At 60.7% G+C, this 16,112-nt stretch carries 17 protein-coding genes and 1 riboswitch; of the genes, 14 read left to right on the forward strand and 3 right to left on the reverse strand.

The genetic code is table 11. The features are described from left to right. The first annotated feature begins 31 nt into the window (after positions 1–31). From VE009_RS22630 to VE009_RS22645, 4 genes are all read left to right on the forward strand, one after another. A complete protein-coding gene (locus tag VE009_RS22630; RefSeq protein WP_325011605.1) occupies positions 32–976 on the forward strand; it encodes an alpha-E domain-containing protein in 945 nt (314 codons plus the stop codon). Next, positions 973–1,830, forward strand: a complete 858-nt coding sequence (locus VE009_RS22635; RefSeq protein WP_325011607.1) for a transglutaminase family protein — start codon at positions 973–975, stop codon at positions 1,828–1,830. The genes VE009_RS22630 and VE009_RS22635 overlap by 4 nt, the downstream gene beginning before the upstream one ends. Positions 1,831–1,914: 84 nt before the next feature. Continuing rightward, positions 1,915–1,999: riboswitch (cyclic di-GMP riboswitch) on the forward strand. A 91-nt stretch (positions 2,000–2,090) separates the two neighbouring features. Continuing rightward, on the forward strand, positions 2,091–2,540 hold the full coding sequence (locus VE009_RS22640; protein ID WP_325011609.1) for a chemotaxis protein CheX: 450 nt from the start codon (positions 2,091–2,093) through the stop codon (positions 2,538–2,540). A 40-nt stretch (positions 2,541–2,580) separates the two neighbouring features. Next, the gene (locus VE009_RS22645; protein ID WP_325011611.1) at positions 2,581–2,964 is read left to right on the forward strand and encodes a VOC family protein; all 384 of its coding nucleotides are present in this window, start codon (positions 2,581–2,583) and stop codon (positions 2,962–2,964) included. Between the two features lie 45 nt (positions 2,965–3,009). On the opposite strand, the gene VE009_RS22650 is transcribed toward VE009_RS22645, so the two are convergent. Together VE009_RS22650 and VE009_RS22655 are read right to left on the reverse strand one after the other, a co-directional pair. Further along, entirely contained in the window at positions 3,010–3,198 is a 189-nt protein-coding gene (locus VE009_RS22650) for a hypothetical protein (protein ID WP_325011613.1), read from the reverse strand. 28 nt (positions 3,199–3,226) lie between these two features. Further along, complete coding sequence (locus VE009_RS22655; RefSeq protein ID WP_325011615.1) at positions 3,227–4,543, reverse strand: diguanylate cyclase; 1,317 nt, start codon at positions 4,541–4,543, stop codon at positions 3,227–3,229. 352 nt (positions 4,544–4,895) lie between these two features. Between VE009_RS22655 and VE009_RS22660 the strand changes: the two genes are divergently transcribed. From VE009_RS22660 to VE009_RS22680, 5 genes are all read left to right on the forward strand, one after another. Next, on the forward strand, positions 4,896–5,984 hold the full coding sequence (locus VE009_RS22660) for a BMP family ABC transporter substrate-binding protein (RefSeq protein ID WP_325011617.1): 1,089 nt from the start codon (positions 4,896–4,898) through the stop codon (positions 5,982–5,984). A gap of 71 nt (positions 5,985–6,055) precedes the next feature. Further along, on the forward strand, positions 6,056–7,588 hold the full coding sequence (locus VE009_RS22665) for an ABC transporter ATP-binding protein (protein WP_325011619.1): 1,533 nt from the start codon (positions 6,056–6,058) through the stop codon (positions 7,586–7,588). Continuing rightward, positions 7,585–8,637 (forward strand): ABC transporter permease, encoded by a 1,053-nt coding sequence (locus VE009_RS22670; protein ID WP_325011621.1) that lies wholly within the window; start codon positions 7,585–7,587, stop codon positions 8,635–8,637. Before VE009_RS22665 ends, VE009_RS22670 begins: the two co-directional genes overlap by 4 nt. Then, complete coding sequence (locus tag VE009_RS22675) at positions 8,634–9,566, forward strand: ABC transporter permease (protein ID WP_325011623.1); 933 nt, start codon at positions 8,634–8,636, stop codon at positions 9,564–9,566. The genes VE009_RS22670 and VE009_RS22675 overlap by 4 nt, the downstream gene beginning before the upstream one ends. Before the next feature lie 2 nt (positions 9,567–9,568). Then, positions 9,569–10,036 carry a cupin domain-containing protein gene (locus VE009_RS22680; protein ID WP_325011625.1) on the forward strand — a complete coding sequence of 156 codons (468 nt, stop codon included), beginning with the start codon at positions 9,569–9,571 and terminating at the stop codon, positions 10,034–10,036. Between the two features lie 38 nt (positions 10,037–10,074). On the opposite strand, the gene VE009_RS22685 is transcribed toward VE009_RS22680, so the two are convergent. Beyond that, positions 10,075–11,211, reverse strand: a complete 1,137-nt coding sequence (locus VE009_RS22685) for a GerAB/ArcD/ProY family transporter (protein ID WP_325011627.1) — start codon at positions 11,209–11,211, stop codon at positions 10,075–10,077. 159 nt (positions 11,212–11,370) lie between these two features. Here VE009_RS22685 and VE009_RS22690 point away from each other — a divergent pair, with 159 nt between their 5' ends. From VE009_RS22690 to VE009_RS22710, 5 genes are read left to right on the forward strand one after another with little or no spacing between them, the layout of a single operon-like run. Beyond that, positions 11,371–12,885 carry a spore germination protein gene (locus VE009_RS22690; RefSeq protein ID WP_414694925.1) on the forward strand — a complete coding sequence of 505 codons (1,515 nt, stop codon included), beginning with the start codon at positions 11,371–11,373 and terminating at the stop codon, positions 12,883–12,885. 27 nt (positions 12,886–12,912) lie between these two features. Then, the gene (locus VE009_RS22695; protein WP_325011629.1) at positions 12,913–14,127 is read left to right on the forward strand and encodes a Ger(x)C family spore germination protein; all 1,215 of its coding nucleotides are present in this window, start codon (positions 12,913–12,915) and stop codon (positions 14,125–14,127) included. 3 nt (positions 14,128–14,130) lie between these two features. Continuing rightward, on the forward strand, positions 14,131–14,361 hold the full coding sequence (locus VE009_RS22700; RefSeq protein WP_325011631.1) for a hypothetical protein: 231 nt from the start codon (positions 14,131–14,133) through the stop codon (positions 14,359–14,361). A gap of 16 nt (positions 14,362–14,377) precedes the next feature. Beyond that, a complete protein-coding gene (locus VE009_RS22705; RefSeq protein ID WP_325011633.1) occupies positions 14,378–15,487 on the forward strand; it encodes an endospore germination permease in 1,110 nt (369 codons plus the stop codon). After that, complete coding sequence (locus VE009_RS22710) at positions 15,484–16,068, forward strand: histidine phosphatase family protein (protein WP_325011636.1); 585 nt, start codon at positions 15,484–15,486, stop codon at positions 16,066–16,068. The genes VE009_RS22705 and VE009_RS22710 overlap by 4 nt, the downstream gene beginning before the upstream one ends. Positions 16,069–16,112 lie beyond the last annotated feature (44 nt).

The raw sequence follows: 16,112 nt of genomic DNA on the forward strand, positions 1-16,112 counted from the left end.
CCGCCGGAACGATAAAAAGGAGGCGTCCCCGATGATGAATCGCATTGCGGCATCGTTGTATTGGATCGGACGGTATACGGAGAGAGCGGAAAACCATGCACGCTTGATCGACGCGTTCTATCACATTCGCGAGGAAACGTCGACGGGGGAGAGGCTGTGGATTCGCATCGTGCAGGCGCTCGGCGATCCGGCGGTGTTCGAATCGATGTACCGCAGCTACGGCGAGCGGGAAGTGCTGCATTATATGATCCTCGACCCGGCGCATATCAACTCGATTCACTCCTGCGTCAATCAAGCTAGATCGAATTTGAAAATGATTCGCGACCGGCTGCCCGACGAGCTGTGGGACATTTTGAACGGCTTCGCGCTCTGGCTGAAGAGCAATGAAACCGACGAGCTGCTGCTCGATTCGCCGTTTCTTTTTTTGAAGAGGGTCAAAGAATGGCTTGGGACGTTTTACGGCGTGGCGCACCATACGATGATGCGCGATCATCATTGGCATATTCTCGAGTGCGGCCGCTTTTTGGAACGGGCGGAAAATGCGGCAAGGCTGTTCGACTCCGTTTACCATTCGATCTTGGAGGAGCCGAAACGGACTCATTTCTTCTTGTTCTCGGCGGTGCGCGCCATCGGCGGCGCGGACGTGTTCCGCAGGCTGCACACGGACCATTTCACGATCGAGAACGTCGTCTCCCTGCTGCTGCTGAACGAACGGTTCCCGCGGTCGGTCCAATTCGGGTTAAGCATGCTGGAGGAGCACCTCCGCTGCTTGCGCAATATCGACAGCTCGGATACGACGTACGAGAGAACGATTCGGCTCGTCGTCAAGGCGAGATCCGAAATGTCTTGGCTGGAGGCCGACCCGTCGGACGGCTCGCTGCACGAGCATCTGCTGCGCGGCATGTCGGTCATCAACGGCCTCGGCAGCGCGGTCGGGAACTCCTTTTTTCGCACCGAACAGGGGGCCAACGCATGAAGCTCAAAATTCGTCACATCACTACGTACCGGTACGAGGATCCGGTCACGGACAGTGTCAATGAAATCCGCTTGTCCCCGCGCACCAATTTCCGCCAATCGTGCTATCATCATTCGATCACGGTCGAGCCGACGGCGCCGCTGTTTACGTACGAGGACGGCTTCGGCAATCGCATCCACGCGTTCACGGTCAATCGATTGCACCAAGAGCTCGTCATCACGTCCGAATCGACGGTCGTGACGCACGACAACGACGGCATGCTCGGCCGCGTGCTGACGCCCGAGGAGGATTGGGCGACGCTCGCCGACGACAAGCTGCAGAACAAGTACGCCGAATTTTTGATGCCGACGCACTACGCTTCTCTCGACGACGGCATCTCCGCGTTCGCGAACGAGGCGCGGCTTGCGGGCGCCGGCGTGTACGACCAAGTGATGGCGCTCGTGTCCAAAATTTACGCCGAATTCGAATACCGACCGAACGCGACGCATGTCGGCGCGACGGCGTCCGACGCGCTGCGCGGGCGAGCCGGCGTCTGCCAAGACTTCGCCCACCTGATGATCGCCTCCTGCCGCGCGATGGGCATTCCGGCCCGCTACGCGAGCGGGTACCATTTCATCGGCGATCTGCAGACGCGAACGGCCGATTTCGAACAAGCGTCCCACGCTTGGGTGGAGGCATACATTCCGGGCACCGGCTGGCTCGGATTCGATCCGACCAACAACAACCGGGTCGACGAACGCTATATCAAACTCGGCCACGGGAGAGACTATGTCGACATCGTGCCGGTGAAAGGCATTTACCGCGGGACGCCCAACCAGCAGCTGATCGTCGAGGTGGACGTACAGCGATTATAGTTTCATTAAATAGGTTAAAAATATATCATATTAGTAGTGCTAAAGAACGATCTGTATGGTAGAATCATCCCATAGCATCTTCTTATAACGAACTGGCAAACCTGCCCGAAAGGGAGGGACGCAAAGCCACAGGCCTAAAGGGACGACCTAAGGCGGCTGGGTTGCCGAAAATACGGAGAAGGCTCGTTCGGACTCGAATGGAACGCCCGCGTAATTTTCGGGCGTTTTTTTGTTGCCGGCGCAACCGAGGGGGGTTCACGATGCAGGCCGAATTGATCAACCCGTTCCTGACGTCTTCGATTCAGGTGATCGAAATGCTAGCTAACGTTAGGCCGACGGTAGGGCAGCTGCAGCTGAAACAGGTGCAGTACACGGAGCGCTGCGTGTGGTTGAAAATAAACATACATGGTCAAGTGGAGCGCGACATTTTGTTCGGGTTTCCCGAACGGATGGCGATGAACATGGTCTCGGCGATGCTTGGCGGTTATACGGTGACGGGACTGGACGACATGTGCCGGAGCGCGGTGGCGGAGCTCGGCAATATGATCTGCGGCAACGCGAGCACGATGATGAACCACCGGGGCATCGACGTGGACATTACGCCGCCGCGGCTGATGGACGACGGCGCTCCCGAGTGGGGAAAGCGAGCGGTCAGCATTCCGCTCGATGTCGGTCGAATCGGGCATTTCGACATTCATATTATCGGTTGAACGTAGATATAAAGTACATGCGAACGAGGGGGAAGAGCGGATGTATGAGGCGCTGCATCATGCGGCGGTCGTCGTGACCGATTTGGCGCGCGCGAAGCGGTTTTACGGGGACGTGCTCGGCCTTGCGGAGCTGCCGGATCGGCCGGCGTTCCCGTTCCCGGGGGCGTGGTACGCGATCGGCGCCGATCAGCTGCACTTGATCGTTCATGAAGGGGCGAAGACGCTGCGCGGCACGCGCGGCATCGATTCGCGGGACGGCCATTTCGCCATTCGCGTTCGCGACGCAGGCGAGGTAAGGGCGCGGCTGGACGCGGCGGGGTGGGCGTACGACGACCGGCCGCAGAGCGTAACCGGCTGGCATCAGCTGTTCGTGACCGATCCGGACGGGAATGTGCTGGAATTTAACAGCCGGAAGAGCGAATGAATGCACGAAGGACGAGGCGGAACGCCTCGTCCTTCGTCGTTACGATTATTTGCGGCGGTGCCGGGTCAATCGCATGTAAGCGAGCAACGCGGCGAGCACCATCGCCATCATGGCGACGTTCTCGGTCGTCGCGGGATCTATTCCGAAGGATAAGCAGATAAATTTGGCCAAGTTGTTGGCGACGAACGCGACGAGCAAAATGAGGAGCGGGCGAGTAAAGTTGAATTTGCGCAAAATGGATGGCCTCCGTTCGTTCTAGAAATTAAGAGATGGGCCGCTCGGCGGCGTCTAGCGGCTCGAACAGCAGCTCGACTCGGTTTTTCCCGCTGCGTTTCGCCCGGTAGAGCGCGCGGTCGGCTCGGTCGATCAGCGGCAGCGCGTCCGCCGATGCCGGATGCGCGGTGTGCGACGCGCCGACGCTGATCGTAACGTAAGGCGCCGCGTCGGATGCGGCGTGGGGAATCGCGAGCGAGGCGACGGTTTCCCGCAGCCGCTCGGCGACGACCGCGGCGCCGGAAGCGTCCGTATCCGGCAGCAGCACCGCGAATTCCTCCCCGCCGTAGCGGGCCAGAACGTCGGCGGGGCGCTGCAAAACGGCGGCGGCCGCCTCCGTGACGCGCCGCAGGCAATCGTCGCCTTCTAGATGACCGTACCTATCGTTGAACTTCTTGAAATTATCGATATCGAACAGAAGCAGGGAGAGCGGCCGCCTCGTGCGCTTCGCCCGTTTCGTCTCGCGCTGCAGCGCCGCGTCGAAATATCTGCGGTTCGCAACATTGGTAAGGCCGTCGAGCTGGGACAGCTTCTGCAGCCGTTCCTTCTCGAGGCTTCGCTTCGTTACGTCGCGAAGGACGACCTGCATCAGCTTCCTGCCGTTATGCTCGACGAACGCGCACGTGCCTTCGACGTCGATCGTCTCGCCGTTCGTGCGCACGAGCTTCGTCTCGAACGGAGGAATGTCGGCCGCGGCCGTCTGGCGCATGCGCTGAATTCTGGCGTTCATTCCGCGCCGAACGTCGGGCAGGAACGCGTAAAAATCCGAGCCGGTCAGCGATTCGGGGCGGTCCGCAAGCACGAGGCGGGCGTAGGCCTCGTTGCAGAACACGATCTTCCCTTCGTCGTGAATCAAAATCGAATCCGGGGACAGCTGGACGAGCGTCCGGTACCGTTCTTCGCTTTCTCGAACTCTTCGTTCGGATCGTTTGCGCTCCGTAATATCCCGGGTCACCCCGAGCAGCGTATCCGGCCGGCCGTTCTCGTCGTAGAACGGGGTGAGCGTCGTTTCTACAATCAAATCGACGCCCTGAAAGACGACCGGTTCCTCGTATTTGATCGACCGCCGCTGCGTAACCGCTTCCGTAAAACGCTCTTGCACGAAGTCGATGACGTCGTCCGGGAGCGTCTGCTGCAGCGTGCGGTTCAGGAATCCGCTTTCTATGTATCCGGTATGACGCAAGTAGGCCGGGTTTACCGCAGCGAACCGGAACGTGAACGGCGGCTCGTCGCCCTCTACCGTCGTCAAAAAGATCAAATCGTCCGTCGTATCGATATACAGCTTGGATAACTTCGAAACATCCACCGTCTCGTATCTCCCCTTGGGTCGCCGCCGAGTTGTCCGTTCTTACGAGAATACTTAAAAGTATATCATATCGAGGGCGGTTTGACGCCGCTGTTTTGTCAAGATTTCGCGGTTGATTCCGTTTGTTTTTGTGAAAAAGATACAAATCTATGCCTCTCGCCGCAAGAAGTTATGGCGGAATTGTGATATGAACCGAATTTGATGGAATGGATATTTACATCTGCCCGCTCCTTCTAATATAGTATATTAAATACTAAAATTTTAAGCGATTCATAGGTGCTAGCTTGTCATCGATCAATCGGCGCGTTGCGCGCTTTATTGATATAAAAGAGAAACATAGGAGGACGGGAAAATGAGAAATAAAGGTTGGTTGCTGGCGGCATGTCTCGTGCTGCTCATGTCGATCGTAGCCGCGTGCGGAGGAGGCGCTGCCGAACCGGCTGGCGGCTCCGGCGCGAGCGGCGCCGGGACGGCCGGCGGCGAAGCTGCCGCGGAGGAAGCTCCGGCGGACGCGGCGCCCGCGAAAATCGCGGTCGTGTTCGCGACGGGCGGCCTCGGCGACAAATCGTTCAACGATAACGGCTACGCCGGCATCGAAAGAGCGAAAGCCGAGCTCGGCATCGAGTACGACTACGTCGAGCCGCAAGAAATTTCCGAGTTCGAGACGCATCACCGCGAATTTGCGAAAGCGGGCGAATACGCGCTGATCGTCGGCATCGGCTTCGACCAAGTCGACGCGATCGGCAAAGTAGCGGCCGAATTCCCTGACCAGAAATTCCTGCTGATCGACTCCGTCGTCGAAGCGCCGAACGTCGCTTCCGCGATCTTCAAAGCGCACGAAGGCGCCTTCCTCGCCGGCGCGCTGTCCGCGAAGAAATCCGAAACGAAGAAAATCGGCTTCGTCGGCGGCATGGACATTCCGCTTATCAACGCGTTCCTGGCGGGATACGAAGCCGGCGCGAAATTCGCGGAGCCGTCGACGGAAGTGCTCGTCAACTACGTCGGCGCATGGAACGACCCGAACACCGGCAAGGAGATGGCGGTCTCGATGTACGACGGCGGCGCGGACATCGTGTACGCGGCGGCCGGCGGCTCCGGACTCGGCGTCTTCACGGCGGCGGGGGAGAAAGGCAAATGGGCGGTCGGCGCGGACATGGTGCCGTCGCAAATGCCGGACGTCCTGTCCTCCACGACGGTCAAGCGAGTCGATAACGTCGTATTCGACAACGTGAAGGCGGTCGTCGAGGGTACGTGGTCCGGCGGCCTGCAGGACCTCGGCCTTAAAGAGGAAGCGGTCGGTTACAGCGTGGAAGGTTCCAACATCGAAACGGCCCAAGAGGCGATCGATTTCGTCGAAGATTTGAAGGCGAAGATCATCGCAGGCGAAATCGTCGTGCCGAGCGCACTGGATCAAGTCGAGCCGTTCCTCGCAGGTCAATAAGCAAGAAACCGAGAAGTAAGGGTATGGATTCCGTACCCTTACTTTCTTTCTGAAACAAGGGGGATTCGCGTATGTACGCAGTGGAGATGCTCGGCATCACGAAGCGGTTCGGCCCTACGACGGCGAACGACGGGGTGACGCTGCAAATTCGTTCCGGCGAAATTCACAGCCTGCTCGGCGAGAACGGCGCGGGCAAAACGACGCTGATGAAAATGCTATACGGCATGCTTCGTCCGGACGCGGGCGACATTCGCATCCGCGGCGAAAGCCGGACGCTGCACAGCCCGTCGGATGCGATCGAGCTCGGCATCGCCATGGTGCACCAGCATTTCATGCTGGTGGACGCGCTCACCGTCGCGGAAAACATCGTGCTCGGATACGAGCCGCGGAAAGGCGCGCTGTTCGACGCGAAGCGGGCGGAGCGGGAGGTCGCCGCGCTCGCGGAGCGGTTCGGCATGAAGCTGGACCCGCGGCAGAAGGTCGGCGATTTGCCGGTCGGCGCCAAGCAGCGGGTGGAGATTCTCAAGGCGCTGTACCGGAAGGCCGATGTGCTGATCCTCGACGAGCCGACCGCGGTGCTGACGCCGCTCGAGGTCGGCGATCTGTTCCGCGTCCTGCGCGAGCTCCGCAGTGAAGGCAAGACGATCGTCATTATTACGCATAAGCTCAAGGAAACGATGGAGCTCGCGGACCGCGCGACCGTGCTGCGGGGCGGCGTCGTCGTCGCGACCGTCGAGACGAAGGAGACCGACGCCGAACGACTCGCGGAGCTGATGGTCGGCCGGAAAGTGTCGTTCGAACCGGCTCCGCCGTCCGCGCATGCGGAGCGGACGCCGCTGCTCGAGATCAAGAACGTCACGATGACGAAGCGGCGCGTCCCGGTGCTGCGCCAGATCGACCTGACGCTGTACAGCGGGGAAATCGTGGGCATCGCCGGCGTCGAAGGCAACGGTCAAACCGAACTGATCGAGGCGATCACCGGACTGCATCCGATCGACGAAGGCGAGATTCGCTTTCGCGGCGAGGACGTCACGCGCGCGGCGCCGCTCGAGCGGATCGCCGCGGGCATCGGCCACATCCCGGAGGATCGCAATAAGCTCGGGCTCGTCGGCGCCTTCTCCTTGAAGGACAACTCGATCCTGGGGCTGCATCGCAGACCCGCGTTCCAACGGTACCGCATCCTGCGCACCTCCCGCATTCACGAGCATGCGAAGGTAATTCGCGAGCGTTACAACATTAAGTCCGCCAGCGTAGAGACGCCGGCGCGCGCGCTGTCCGGCGGCAATCAGCAAAAAATCGTCATCGGACGCGTGCTGTCGCAAAACCCGGACGTGATCGTCGCGGCTCAGCCGACGCGGGGCGTCGATATCGGCGCCATCGAGTACATTCATGAGCGGTTGATCGAAATGCGGGACCGCGGGAAGGCGATATTGCTAATCTCGGCGGAGCTCGACGAAATTCGCAAGCTGAGCGACCGGATCGCCGTCTTGTACGAAGGCCGCATCGCGGCCGTCGGCAGCAAAGATTCGTTCACGGAGAACGAGCTCGGCGCGCTCATGACGATCGGTTCGGCGGACGCGGAAGGCAAAGGAGGATCCCGGTGATCGCGCGAATAAAATCTTGGTTTTCGATAAAAGAAATCGGCTCGATGGCCGGCATCCTGCTGCTGTCTTTCGTCGTCGGCGCTCTCGTGCTCGCGGCGGCCGGCTACGACCCGTTCGAGGCGTACGCCGCGCTCGCGAAAGGCGCTTTCGGCGACATGGACGCCGTCGCGAACACGCTGGCGAAGGCGACGCCGCTCGTGTTCACCGGCCTCGCGGTCGCCATCGCCTTCCGCGGAGGACTGTTCAATATCGGCGCGGAAGGACAGCTTTATCTCGGCGCGCTCGCCGCGGCGCTTGCCGGCGTGTACTTCAACGGGCTGCCGGGGGCGCTGCATATCGCCGTCGTCATGATCCTCGCGGGCGCCGCGGGGGCGCTCTGGTCGTCGATCGCCGGCTTCATGAAGGTGCGATGGCAGGCGCATGAGGTGATCGTGACGATCATGCTGAACTATATCGCACTATCGCTGACGGATTATCTCGTCAATTACAAGTTTAAAGCCGAAGGCATGGTTCCGCGGACGGAACAAATCGCGGAGAGCGCGCAGCTGCTGCGGCTCGTGGCGCACAGCCAATGGACGATCGGCTTCTTGTTCGCTTTGGCGGCGGCCGGCTTTGCGTATTGGTTTTTGAAGCATACCGTGTCCGGTTACGAAATTCGGGCCGTCGGCTCGAACGCGGACGCCGCAAGAACGGGCGGCGTCTCCGTCGGGAAGCGCATCGTGTTCGCGATGGCGGCAAGCGGCGCGTTCGCCGGCCTCGCCGGCGCCGTCGAAGTGATGGGCGTGCATCATTACTTCATTAAAGGCATTTCCCCGGGCTATGGCTTCGACGGCATCGCCGTCGCCGTGCTCGCGAAAAACCACCCGCTCGCCATCGTGCTGTCGGCGATTTTGTTCGGGGCGCTGCGTTCCGGCTCGATGCTGCTCGACCGGACGACCGACGTGCCGGGCGATTTTGTCATCATCATCCAAGCGCTGGTCATCCTATTCGTGGCCATCCCTTGGGCGTTCCGGAAACTGAAGCTGAAGAAACGGGGGGGAGCGCGATGAGCGCGGAAAACTACGAGTTTCTCGTGTCGCTGCTGGCCAGCTGCCTCAGGATCTCGATCCCGATCGCCTTCGCCGCTCTCGGCGCGATCTTCTGCGAACGGGCGGGCATCGTGAACATCGGTCTCGAGGGGATGATGCTCGTCGGCGCGTTCGCGGGGGTGCTTGGCTCCGACCTCACCGGCAGCGCGTACGTCGGGCTGTTGTTCGCGATCGCCGCGGGCGGGCTGTTCGGTCTCATTCATGCCGTATTAACGATCCAGTACAAAACGGATCATATCATTAGCGGCCTCGGTATCAACTTGCTGGCGCTCGGCTTGACGACGGTGCTGCTGCAGCTCATTTGGGGCAACCGAGGCAAGTCGGACGAGGTGGCGGGGCTTGGCACCGTGACGATTCCGGGCCTCTCGGACATTCCGGTCGTCGGCCAGTTATTCGGCACCGCATCGATTTTGTTTTATGTCCTGATCGTCGCCGTCGTCCTGTCTTGGATCGTGCTGTACAAAACGGTGTTCGGACTTCGGCTGCGCGTCATCGGCGACAACCCGCAGGTCGCGGACACGCTCGGCGTGAACGTGTACCGCATGCAGTATACTTGCGTCATTTTGTGCGGCATGCTGGCGGGCATCGGCGGGGCGTACTTGTCGATCGGCGACATTAATTTGTTCGGGCGCGACATGGTCGCGGGGCGCGGCTACATCGCGCTCGCCGCCACGATCTTCGGCGGGTGGAACCCGCTCGGCACGTATGCCGGCAGCCTGCTGTTCGGTCTCGCGCAAGGGCTGCAAATTCGGCTTCAGCTGCTGAAGGTGCCGGTCCAGTTCGTGGAAATGCTGCCGTACGCGCTCACCTTGCTCGCCCTGATCGTCTTTCGGAAAAGCAGCCGAGCGCCGCTGGCGGCGGGGAAACATTTTCGCAGAGGAGAAGGATAATCATGCAACCGACGAAACAAGTGTCTCCGCTCGTAGAACTATTGCAATTGAAGCCTCACATTGAAGGCGGCTGGTACCGCGAAATGTGGCGGACTGAATTCGAAATTCCGAAATCGCTGCTCGGCGGCGAATATTCCGGCGCGCGCCCGGCCGCGACGTCCGTCTATTTCCTGCTGCATCCCGGCGAAGTGTCGGCATGGCATAAAGTGCTGTCCGACGAGCTGTGGCTGTGGCATTCCGGCAGCCCGATCGCGCTGACGCTCGGCGGCGACGGGGACGATCCGAAAGCGGCGAAAGAGATTGTGCTCGGCACCGACTGGAGCGCGGGGCAGGAACCGCAGGCGCTCGTGCCCGGCGGCGTATGGCAGACGGCGCGGCCGCTCGGCGACGAGCCGGCCCTCGTCACCTGCATCGTGGCGCCCGGGTTCCATTACGACGATTTCAAGCTGGTCGATAAGGCGAAAACGTAAACGACAAGAGCCTCCCCTTCCCGGGGAGGCTCTTGTCGTTACCGGTCGGCGTTCGCGCCCGGCATCGGGCCGCTCGCGCCGACGGCGCCGCGAATGAAGACGACGGCGGCCAGCAGCAGCGGGATCGCGTATTGGAGCGGCACGTGCATCGTCTTCGGGACGAGCTCCAGTCCGGTTTCGAGATGTTCGACGACGTTGCGCGCCATTTTCAGCGATGCGACGTACGCGGCGGCCGCGACCGCGACGATCGGCAGCCAGGCCGGAACGTTCCACTGCCGCAGCAGGCATCGAATGCCGGCGACGGCGGCATAACCGAACGCAGCGATCTTGAAGAAGGCGCTGATGACGAGCGTGGACAGGACGAGCGCGTCCATCCGCTGGACGAAGTCGCCGATGCTGATGCGCCGCGTCGTCTCGAGGAACGGGAACTGCGAACCCGCCGCGTATTGGGCGCCCAGCACGGCGATATCGACGGCGCGGATGGCGGCGAGCAGCAAGCCGCTCAGCACGATCGCCGACGCGCCGGCCGGCCATGCGGATTTGCGGCGCTTCAAGGCGGGGAGAATCGCCGCGAACGCGATCGTCTCCCCGAACGGGAACGTCGCGGTCAGGGGAAACGCGGTCGCGAGCACCGGCTTCCAGCCGTTCTCGAGCACGGGAAGCAGCTGTTCGGGCTTCACCGCCTGCGGTGAAAGAAACAGGGCGGCGAGCAGAAACAAGATAAACGACACCGCGATCAGCAAAAACAGCTCCCCAGCCTTGCCGATCGTGCCCAAGCCGAGATAGACGCCGTACAGGACAACGAGCAACAGCAGCCCGTTCACGACGAACAGGGGCGTTTCATTGTAATTGGTCGCGATGAGCAAATCGCCGACGTCGCGAAGGATACGCCCGGCGATGTATATAAAATATGCGATGTAGACGACGGCGATCGGGTAACCGATCCAACGCCCTAAAATAATCGGAATGTAGTCGGTCACCGGGCGGTCGGGATAATGCGAGTACAAGTAACAATAAACAGCGAAGATCCCGACGCTGGGCAACATGCCGAGCAGCACGGCGAGCCACGCGTCCTGCTTCGCGTCCATGCCTAGGCCGACGACGATGGCGCTGCCGAGTTCGAATAAAAACATGAACGAAAACAATTGAAAGGACGTCAAGTTCCCCCGGACCATCGCCATTCCCCTCCCGCCGGTGAACGGCTCCTTTTCCTTTATTTTGGTTCGGAACCGGATTTTCCATGCGTACGTGTGAGCGCCGTCGCGATTCCAGCTGATTAGAAAATGGAATTTTACGCAAAATACCCCTATGTCACAGCGAAGGGCGGGAGAAGCATGTCGGTTCAAGCTTCTGTGCATCGCGACGCGGCAGCTTCGAGAAAACTGCGGCGCATCGACGGCGACGTGGAGCGGATGCTTACGCTTATGCGCGAAGATCTCGGCCGCAGTCCCGATATCGTGTTCCGGGAATTCCGCATCGGCGCCTCGAAGCAAGCGGCGCTGATATACACCGACGGGCTCGCGGATTCGAGCCAAATGCACGAAATGCTTATCGATTCGCATCTTCAAGAGGCCCCGAATGTCGACGCTCGGTGGTTTCGAGATACGTTCCCCAGCGTGCCGCAGCTTTCCGAAATCTCTGATCCGGACATGCTCTACACTTCGATCTTGTCCGGGAACTGCGTCGTGATCGTGGAAGGGCAAACGGTCGCGTACTCGTTCGACACGCCCGGCTGGGAGCAGCGCGGCGTATCCGAATCGTCGACGCAGACGGTCATTCGCGGTCCGAAGGAAGCGTTCACGGAAAATATCCGCACGAATACCGCGTTGGTGCGCCGTCGGATCAAAGATCCAAGGCTGTGGATGGAGCATCGGTACGTCGGGCGCGTCACGAAGACGACCGTCGCGCTCATGTACGTGAAGGGGATCGTCAACGACGACATCGTGGAAGAAGTGCGCCGGAGGCTCGACCGCATCGACATCGACGGCGTGCTGGAGGGCGGATATATCGAGGAGTTTATTCAGGACGAGACCTACACGCCGTTCCCGACGGTGTTCAATACGGAGCGTCCGGATACGGTGGCGGCCGGACTGCTCGAGGGGCGCGTCGCCATCTTGGTCGACGGCACGCCGTTCGTGCTGCTGGTGCCGGTGCTGTTCGCGCAAAATTTGCAGGCCGCGGAGGATTACTATCAGCGGGCCGACATCGCCACGCTGCTGCGCGTGCTGCGGTATGCGGGTTTTATGATTACGATGCTCGGCCCTTCCATCTATATTGCCGTGATCACGTTTCACCAGGAACTGATTCCTACGCCGCTATTAATTAGCTTGGCGGCGCAGCGCGAAGGCATTCCGTTCCCGGCGTTCGTAGAAGCGATGATGATGGAAATTACGTTCGAATTTCTTCGCGAAGCCGGCATTCGGATGCCGAAGACGGTCGGGCAGACGATCTCGATCGTCGGAGCGCTCGTCATCGGTCAAGCGGCCGTCGAAGCGGGCATCGTATCGGCGGTCATGGTCATCGTCGTTTCCAGCACGGCGGTCGCCTCCTTCATTTTGCCGGCGTTCAATCTCTCGATCGCGGTGCGCATTTTGCGGTTCGTGCTCATGGGGCTCGCCGCGTCCTTCGGATTGTTCGGGGTGACGATCGGGCTGCTCGCTTTGGTGCTCCATCTCAGCTCGCTCCGCTCGTTCGGCGTGCCGTATTTGTCGCCGTTCGCGCCGTTCGTGCTGCGCGATCAGAAGGACACGATCTTCCGCGCGCCGATGTGGGCGATGTCGACGCGGCCGAAAAAGCTCGGGGTCAAAAACGTAAAGAGGGTAGACCGCGAGCCGAAACAGGACGAATGATCCCCGCAGGGAGGTGCGAGCATCGAGGTGGTACGAAAATGGATCGGCCTGCTGCTGCTCATTGCGGTGTCGGCCGCCGCCCTGTCGGGATGCTGGAACCGCAGGGAGCTGAACGAGCTGGCGATCACGGTCGGCCTTGCGATCGATCGGGCGGAGGACGGCGGGGTCCGCGTGTCGGCCCAAGTCGTCGAACCGGGCGAGGTGGCGAGCGGTCGAGCGGCCGGGGGCGGCGGCGGCAATCGCTCCCCTGTAACGCTGTATAGCGCGAAGGGGGAGTCGGTATTCGAAGCCGTCCGCAAATTGACGACCGTGTCGCCTCGCAAAATTTATTTCTCTCACCTGCGCGTCGTCGTGTTCGGCGAATCGCTGTTGCGGGAGGGCATCGCCAAAGAACTCGAGTTTTTGTCCCGCGACCACGAAGTGCGGACCGACTTTTATATCATCGCCGCGAAAGGCGTAGAGGGCCACGAAGTGCTCGACCAATTGACGCCGCTCGTGAAGCTGCCGGCCCAAAAGCTGTTCACGTCTTTGCAGACGTCGGAGCAGGCGTGGGCGCCGACGTATGGCGTACAGCTCGACGAACTGATAACGAGCATCGTCAGCAAGGGGAAGCATCCGGTGTTGACGGCTATCGAAATTAAAGGGGATAAGAAGGCGGGCGAAACGCAAAAGAACGTCGAAGAAATCGACAGCCCGGCAAATTTGACCTATTCGAATCTCGTTGCGATGAAGGGAGATAAGATTGTCGGTTGGCTGACGATGGAGGAGAGCAAGGGCTGGGCGTACATTACCAATAATGTGCAAAATTCCGTCGGCGTAATCGATTGCCCGGGCGGCGGAACGTTGAGCTTGGAGATCGTGCGCTCGAAGTCCAGCATGCGCGCGGAGTCGGGGGGAGGCCGGCCGTCGCTCAGCGTCGATGTGTTCGCCGAAGCGAACATCGGGGAAGTGCGATGCCGCGTCGACGTGTCGAATCCGAAAGAAATTCGCAAGCTGGAGGATTCGGCGGAACGGAAGATCGTCGAGCTGATGAGTGCCGCAGTCGAACGATCGCAGCAGCTTCGTACGGATATTTTCGGATTCGGCGAAGAACTGCATCGGACATCGCCGGGCGCGTGGCGCAAACTCGAAAAGCGGTGGGACGAAACGTTCGCAGACTTGCCCGTCCGGTTCCAAGCGGACGTGAAGATTCGGCGCATCGGCACGACGAACAAGTCGTTCTTGCAAGAAGTGGAGGAATAAGCGGTGTGGGCTGCGATCATCATCGTCGTCGGCTTGGCAGTGGGATGGAGAGATTATAAAGCGCTTCGGGAGGCCGGAAGAACGAGGTACCGGCTCGCGCTCGCGGCGCTGTATGCGGCAGCATTCGCGCTGTGCGTCGCCGAAGCCGCGCAGGCGCCGATCCCGAATCCGCTTCGGCTGACGATTTGGGTATTCGAGCCGTTGAACGATTTTATTTATTCGATGTCGGACTAGGGGGGGGCGTGGCGGTATGGCGAATCGGCGGGTCGGAATCAGCCGGCGGGAATTAATGATCGCCGTGCTGCTGTATACGCTCGGCGACGCCGTGCTGGTCATTCCGGGCATCATGGCGGCCGAAACGGGGCGGGACGCTTGGATCGCCGGTATCGCCAGCATCGGAGTGGGACTCCTCCTCGTCTCCTTCTATTGCAGCATCGCCGGCAGACACCCGGATAAAACGCTGGTTCAATACAGCGAAGCGGTCCTGGGACGATGGATGGGGAAAGCGATTTCCCTCTTATATTTGTGGTTCATGTTCATCTTGTGCTCCATCCTCCTTCGGGAGGTCGGCGATTTCCTAACGACGCTCGTTTTGCCGGAAACGCCGATTCAGGCGATCATGATGCTGTTTCTTGGCGTTGCCGTATGGGGCGCTCGGCTCGGCATCAACACGATCGCCCGCGCTGCGGAAGTGTTTTTGCCGTGGATCGTGTTGATGTTTTTCGTAGGCGTCGTGTTTTTGCTGCCGGAGGCGAAGTTTGAGAAGGCGATGCCGATCTTGGAGAACGGAGTGCTGCCGCTGCTGCCCGGCATATATGTGTTTTCGGCCATTCCGTTCGTCGAACTTTCCGTGTTCCTCATGGTGCTGCCCGCGGTGGAAAGCCCCGACCGGACGAGGCTGCCGTTCGCGATCGGCGCGCTGACCGGGGGTCTCGCGCTGCTGCTCGTCATAACGCTGTGCATCCTCGTCTTGGGGGCGGAGGAGACGGCGCGGCAGCAGTATCCTACATACAGCGTCTCGCGGCAAATTACGTTCGGCGATTGGCTGCAGCGGATGGAAATCGTGCTGGCGGGAACCTGGTTTATCACCATCTTCTTTAAGCTGACGATCGCGCTGTACTCCTTGTGCACGGGATTTTCGCAATGGCTCGGAGGGAAGAGCGGGGCGCCGCTGGCGATGCCGGTCGGCATACTCGTGCTCGTCGTTTCGCTGGCCGTTGCCCCGAACATCGTCACTTTTAACGAGTCGGCGATCCGAAATTGGCCCGCGTTCGCGATGACTTGTGGTATTATGATTCCAGCGCTGCTGTGGGCGGCGGATTGGATCAAATGCAGCATGACGGAGGATGCGGACGAATGACGACGATTGGATGGGTGCGCCACGGCGTGACCGACTGGAATTTGGAAAGACGAGCGCAGGGGCAGACGGACGTGCCGCTGAACGAAATCGGGAGGGAGCAGGCGCGCTTGTTGGCGGATCGGCTTCAGGCGGAGCCGGCATGGGACGCGATCTACTCTAGCGATTTGTCGAGAGCGTTGGAGACGGCGGAAACGATCGGGCGCGCGCTCGGCTTGCCCGTCGTAACCGACGTTCGGCTGCGGGAGATGTCGTTCGGCACAATGGAAGGCACGACGCCGGAGGAGCGGCTGTTGATGTACGGTTCGGACTGGGAGACGCTCGAATTCGGGCGCGAGAAGCCTGAGGAAGGGGCGGCGAGAGGAACGGCGTTCGCGGAAGACGCCGTGCGCCGGTATCCCGGTCGGCGGGTGCTCGCCGTCAGCCACGGCGCGTTGATTGCGAATACGCTCAAGGCGCTGGCGCCGCACGAGGACTGGGCGTCGCATCTTCGCAACACGTCGGTGACGATCATGCGGCTTGAGGAAGCCGGCTGGCGGTGCGAGCTGTACAATTGCACGAAGCATATCGACGTCGGCGCCTGAACGCCGCGACAGAAGGCCGTACGCGCCCGCCGCCAAGGGGGAGC

This window comes from Paenibacillus sp., assembly GCF_035645195.1.
Taxonomy (GTDB): domain Bacteria; phylum Bacillota; class Bacilli; order Paenibacillales; family YIM-B00363; genus Paenibacillus_AE.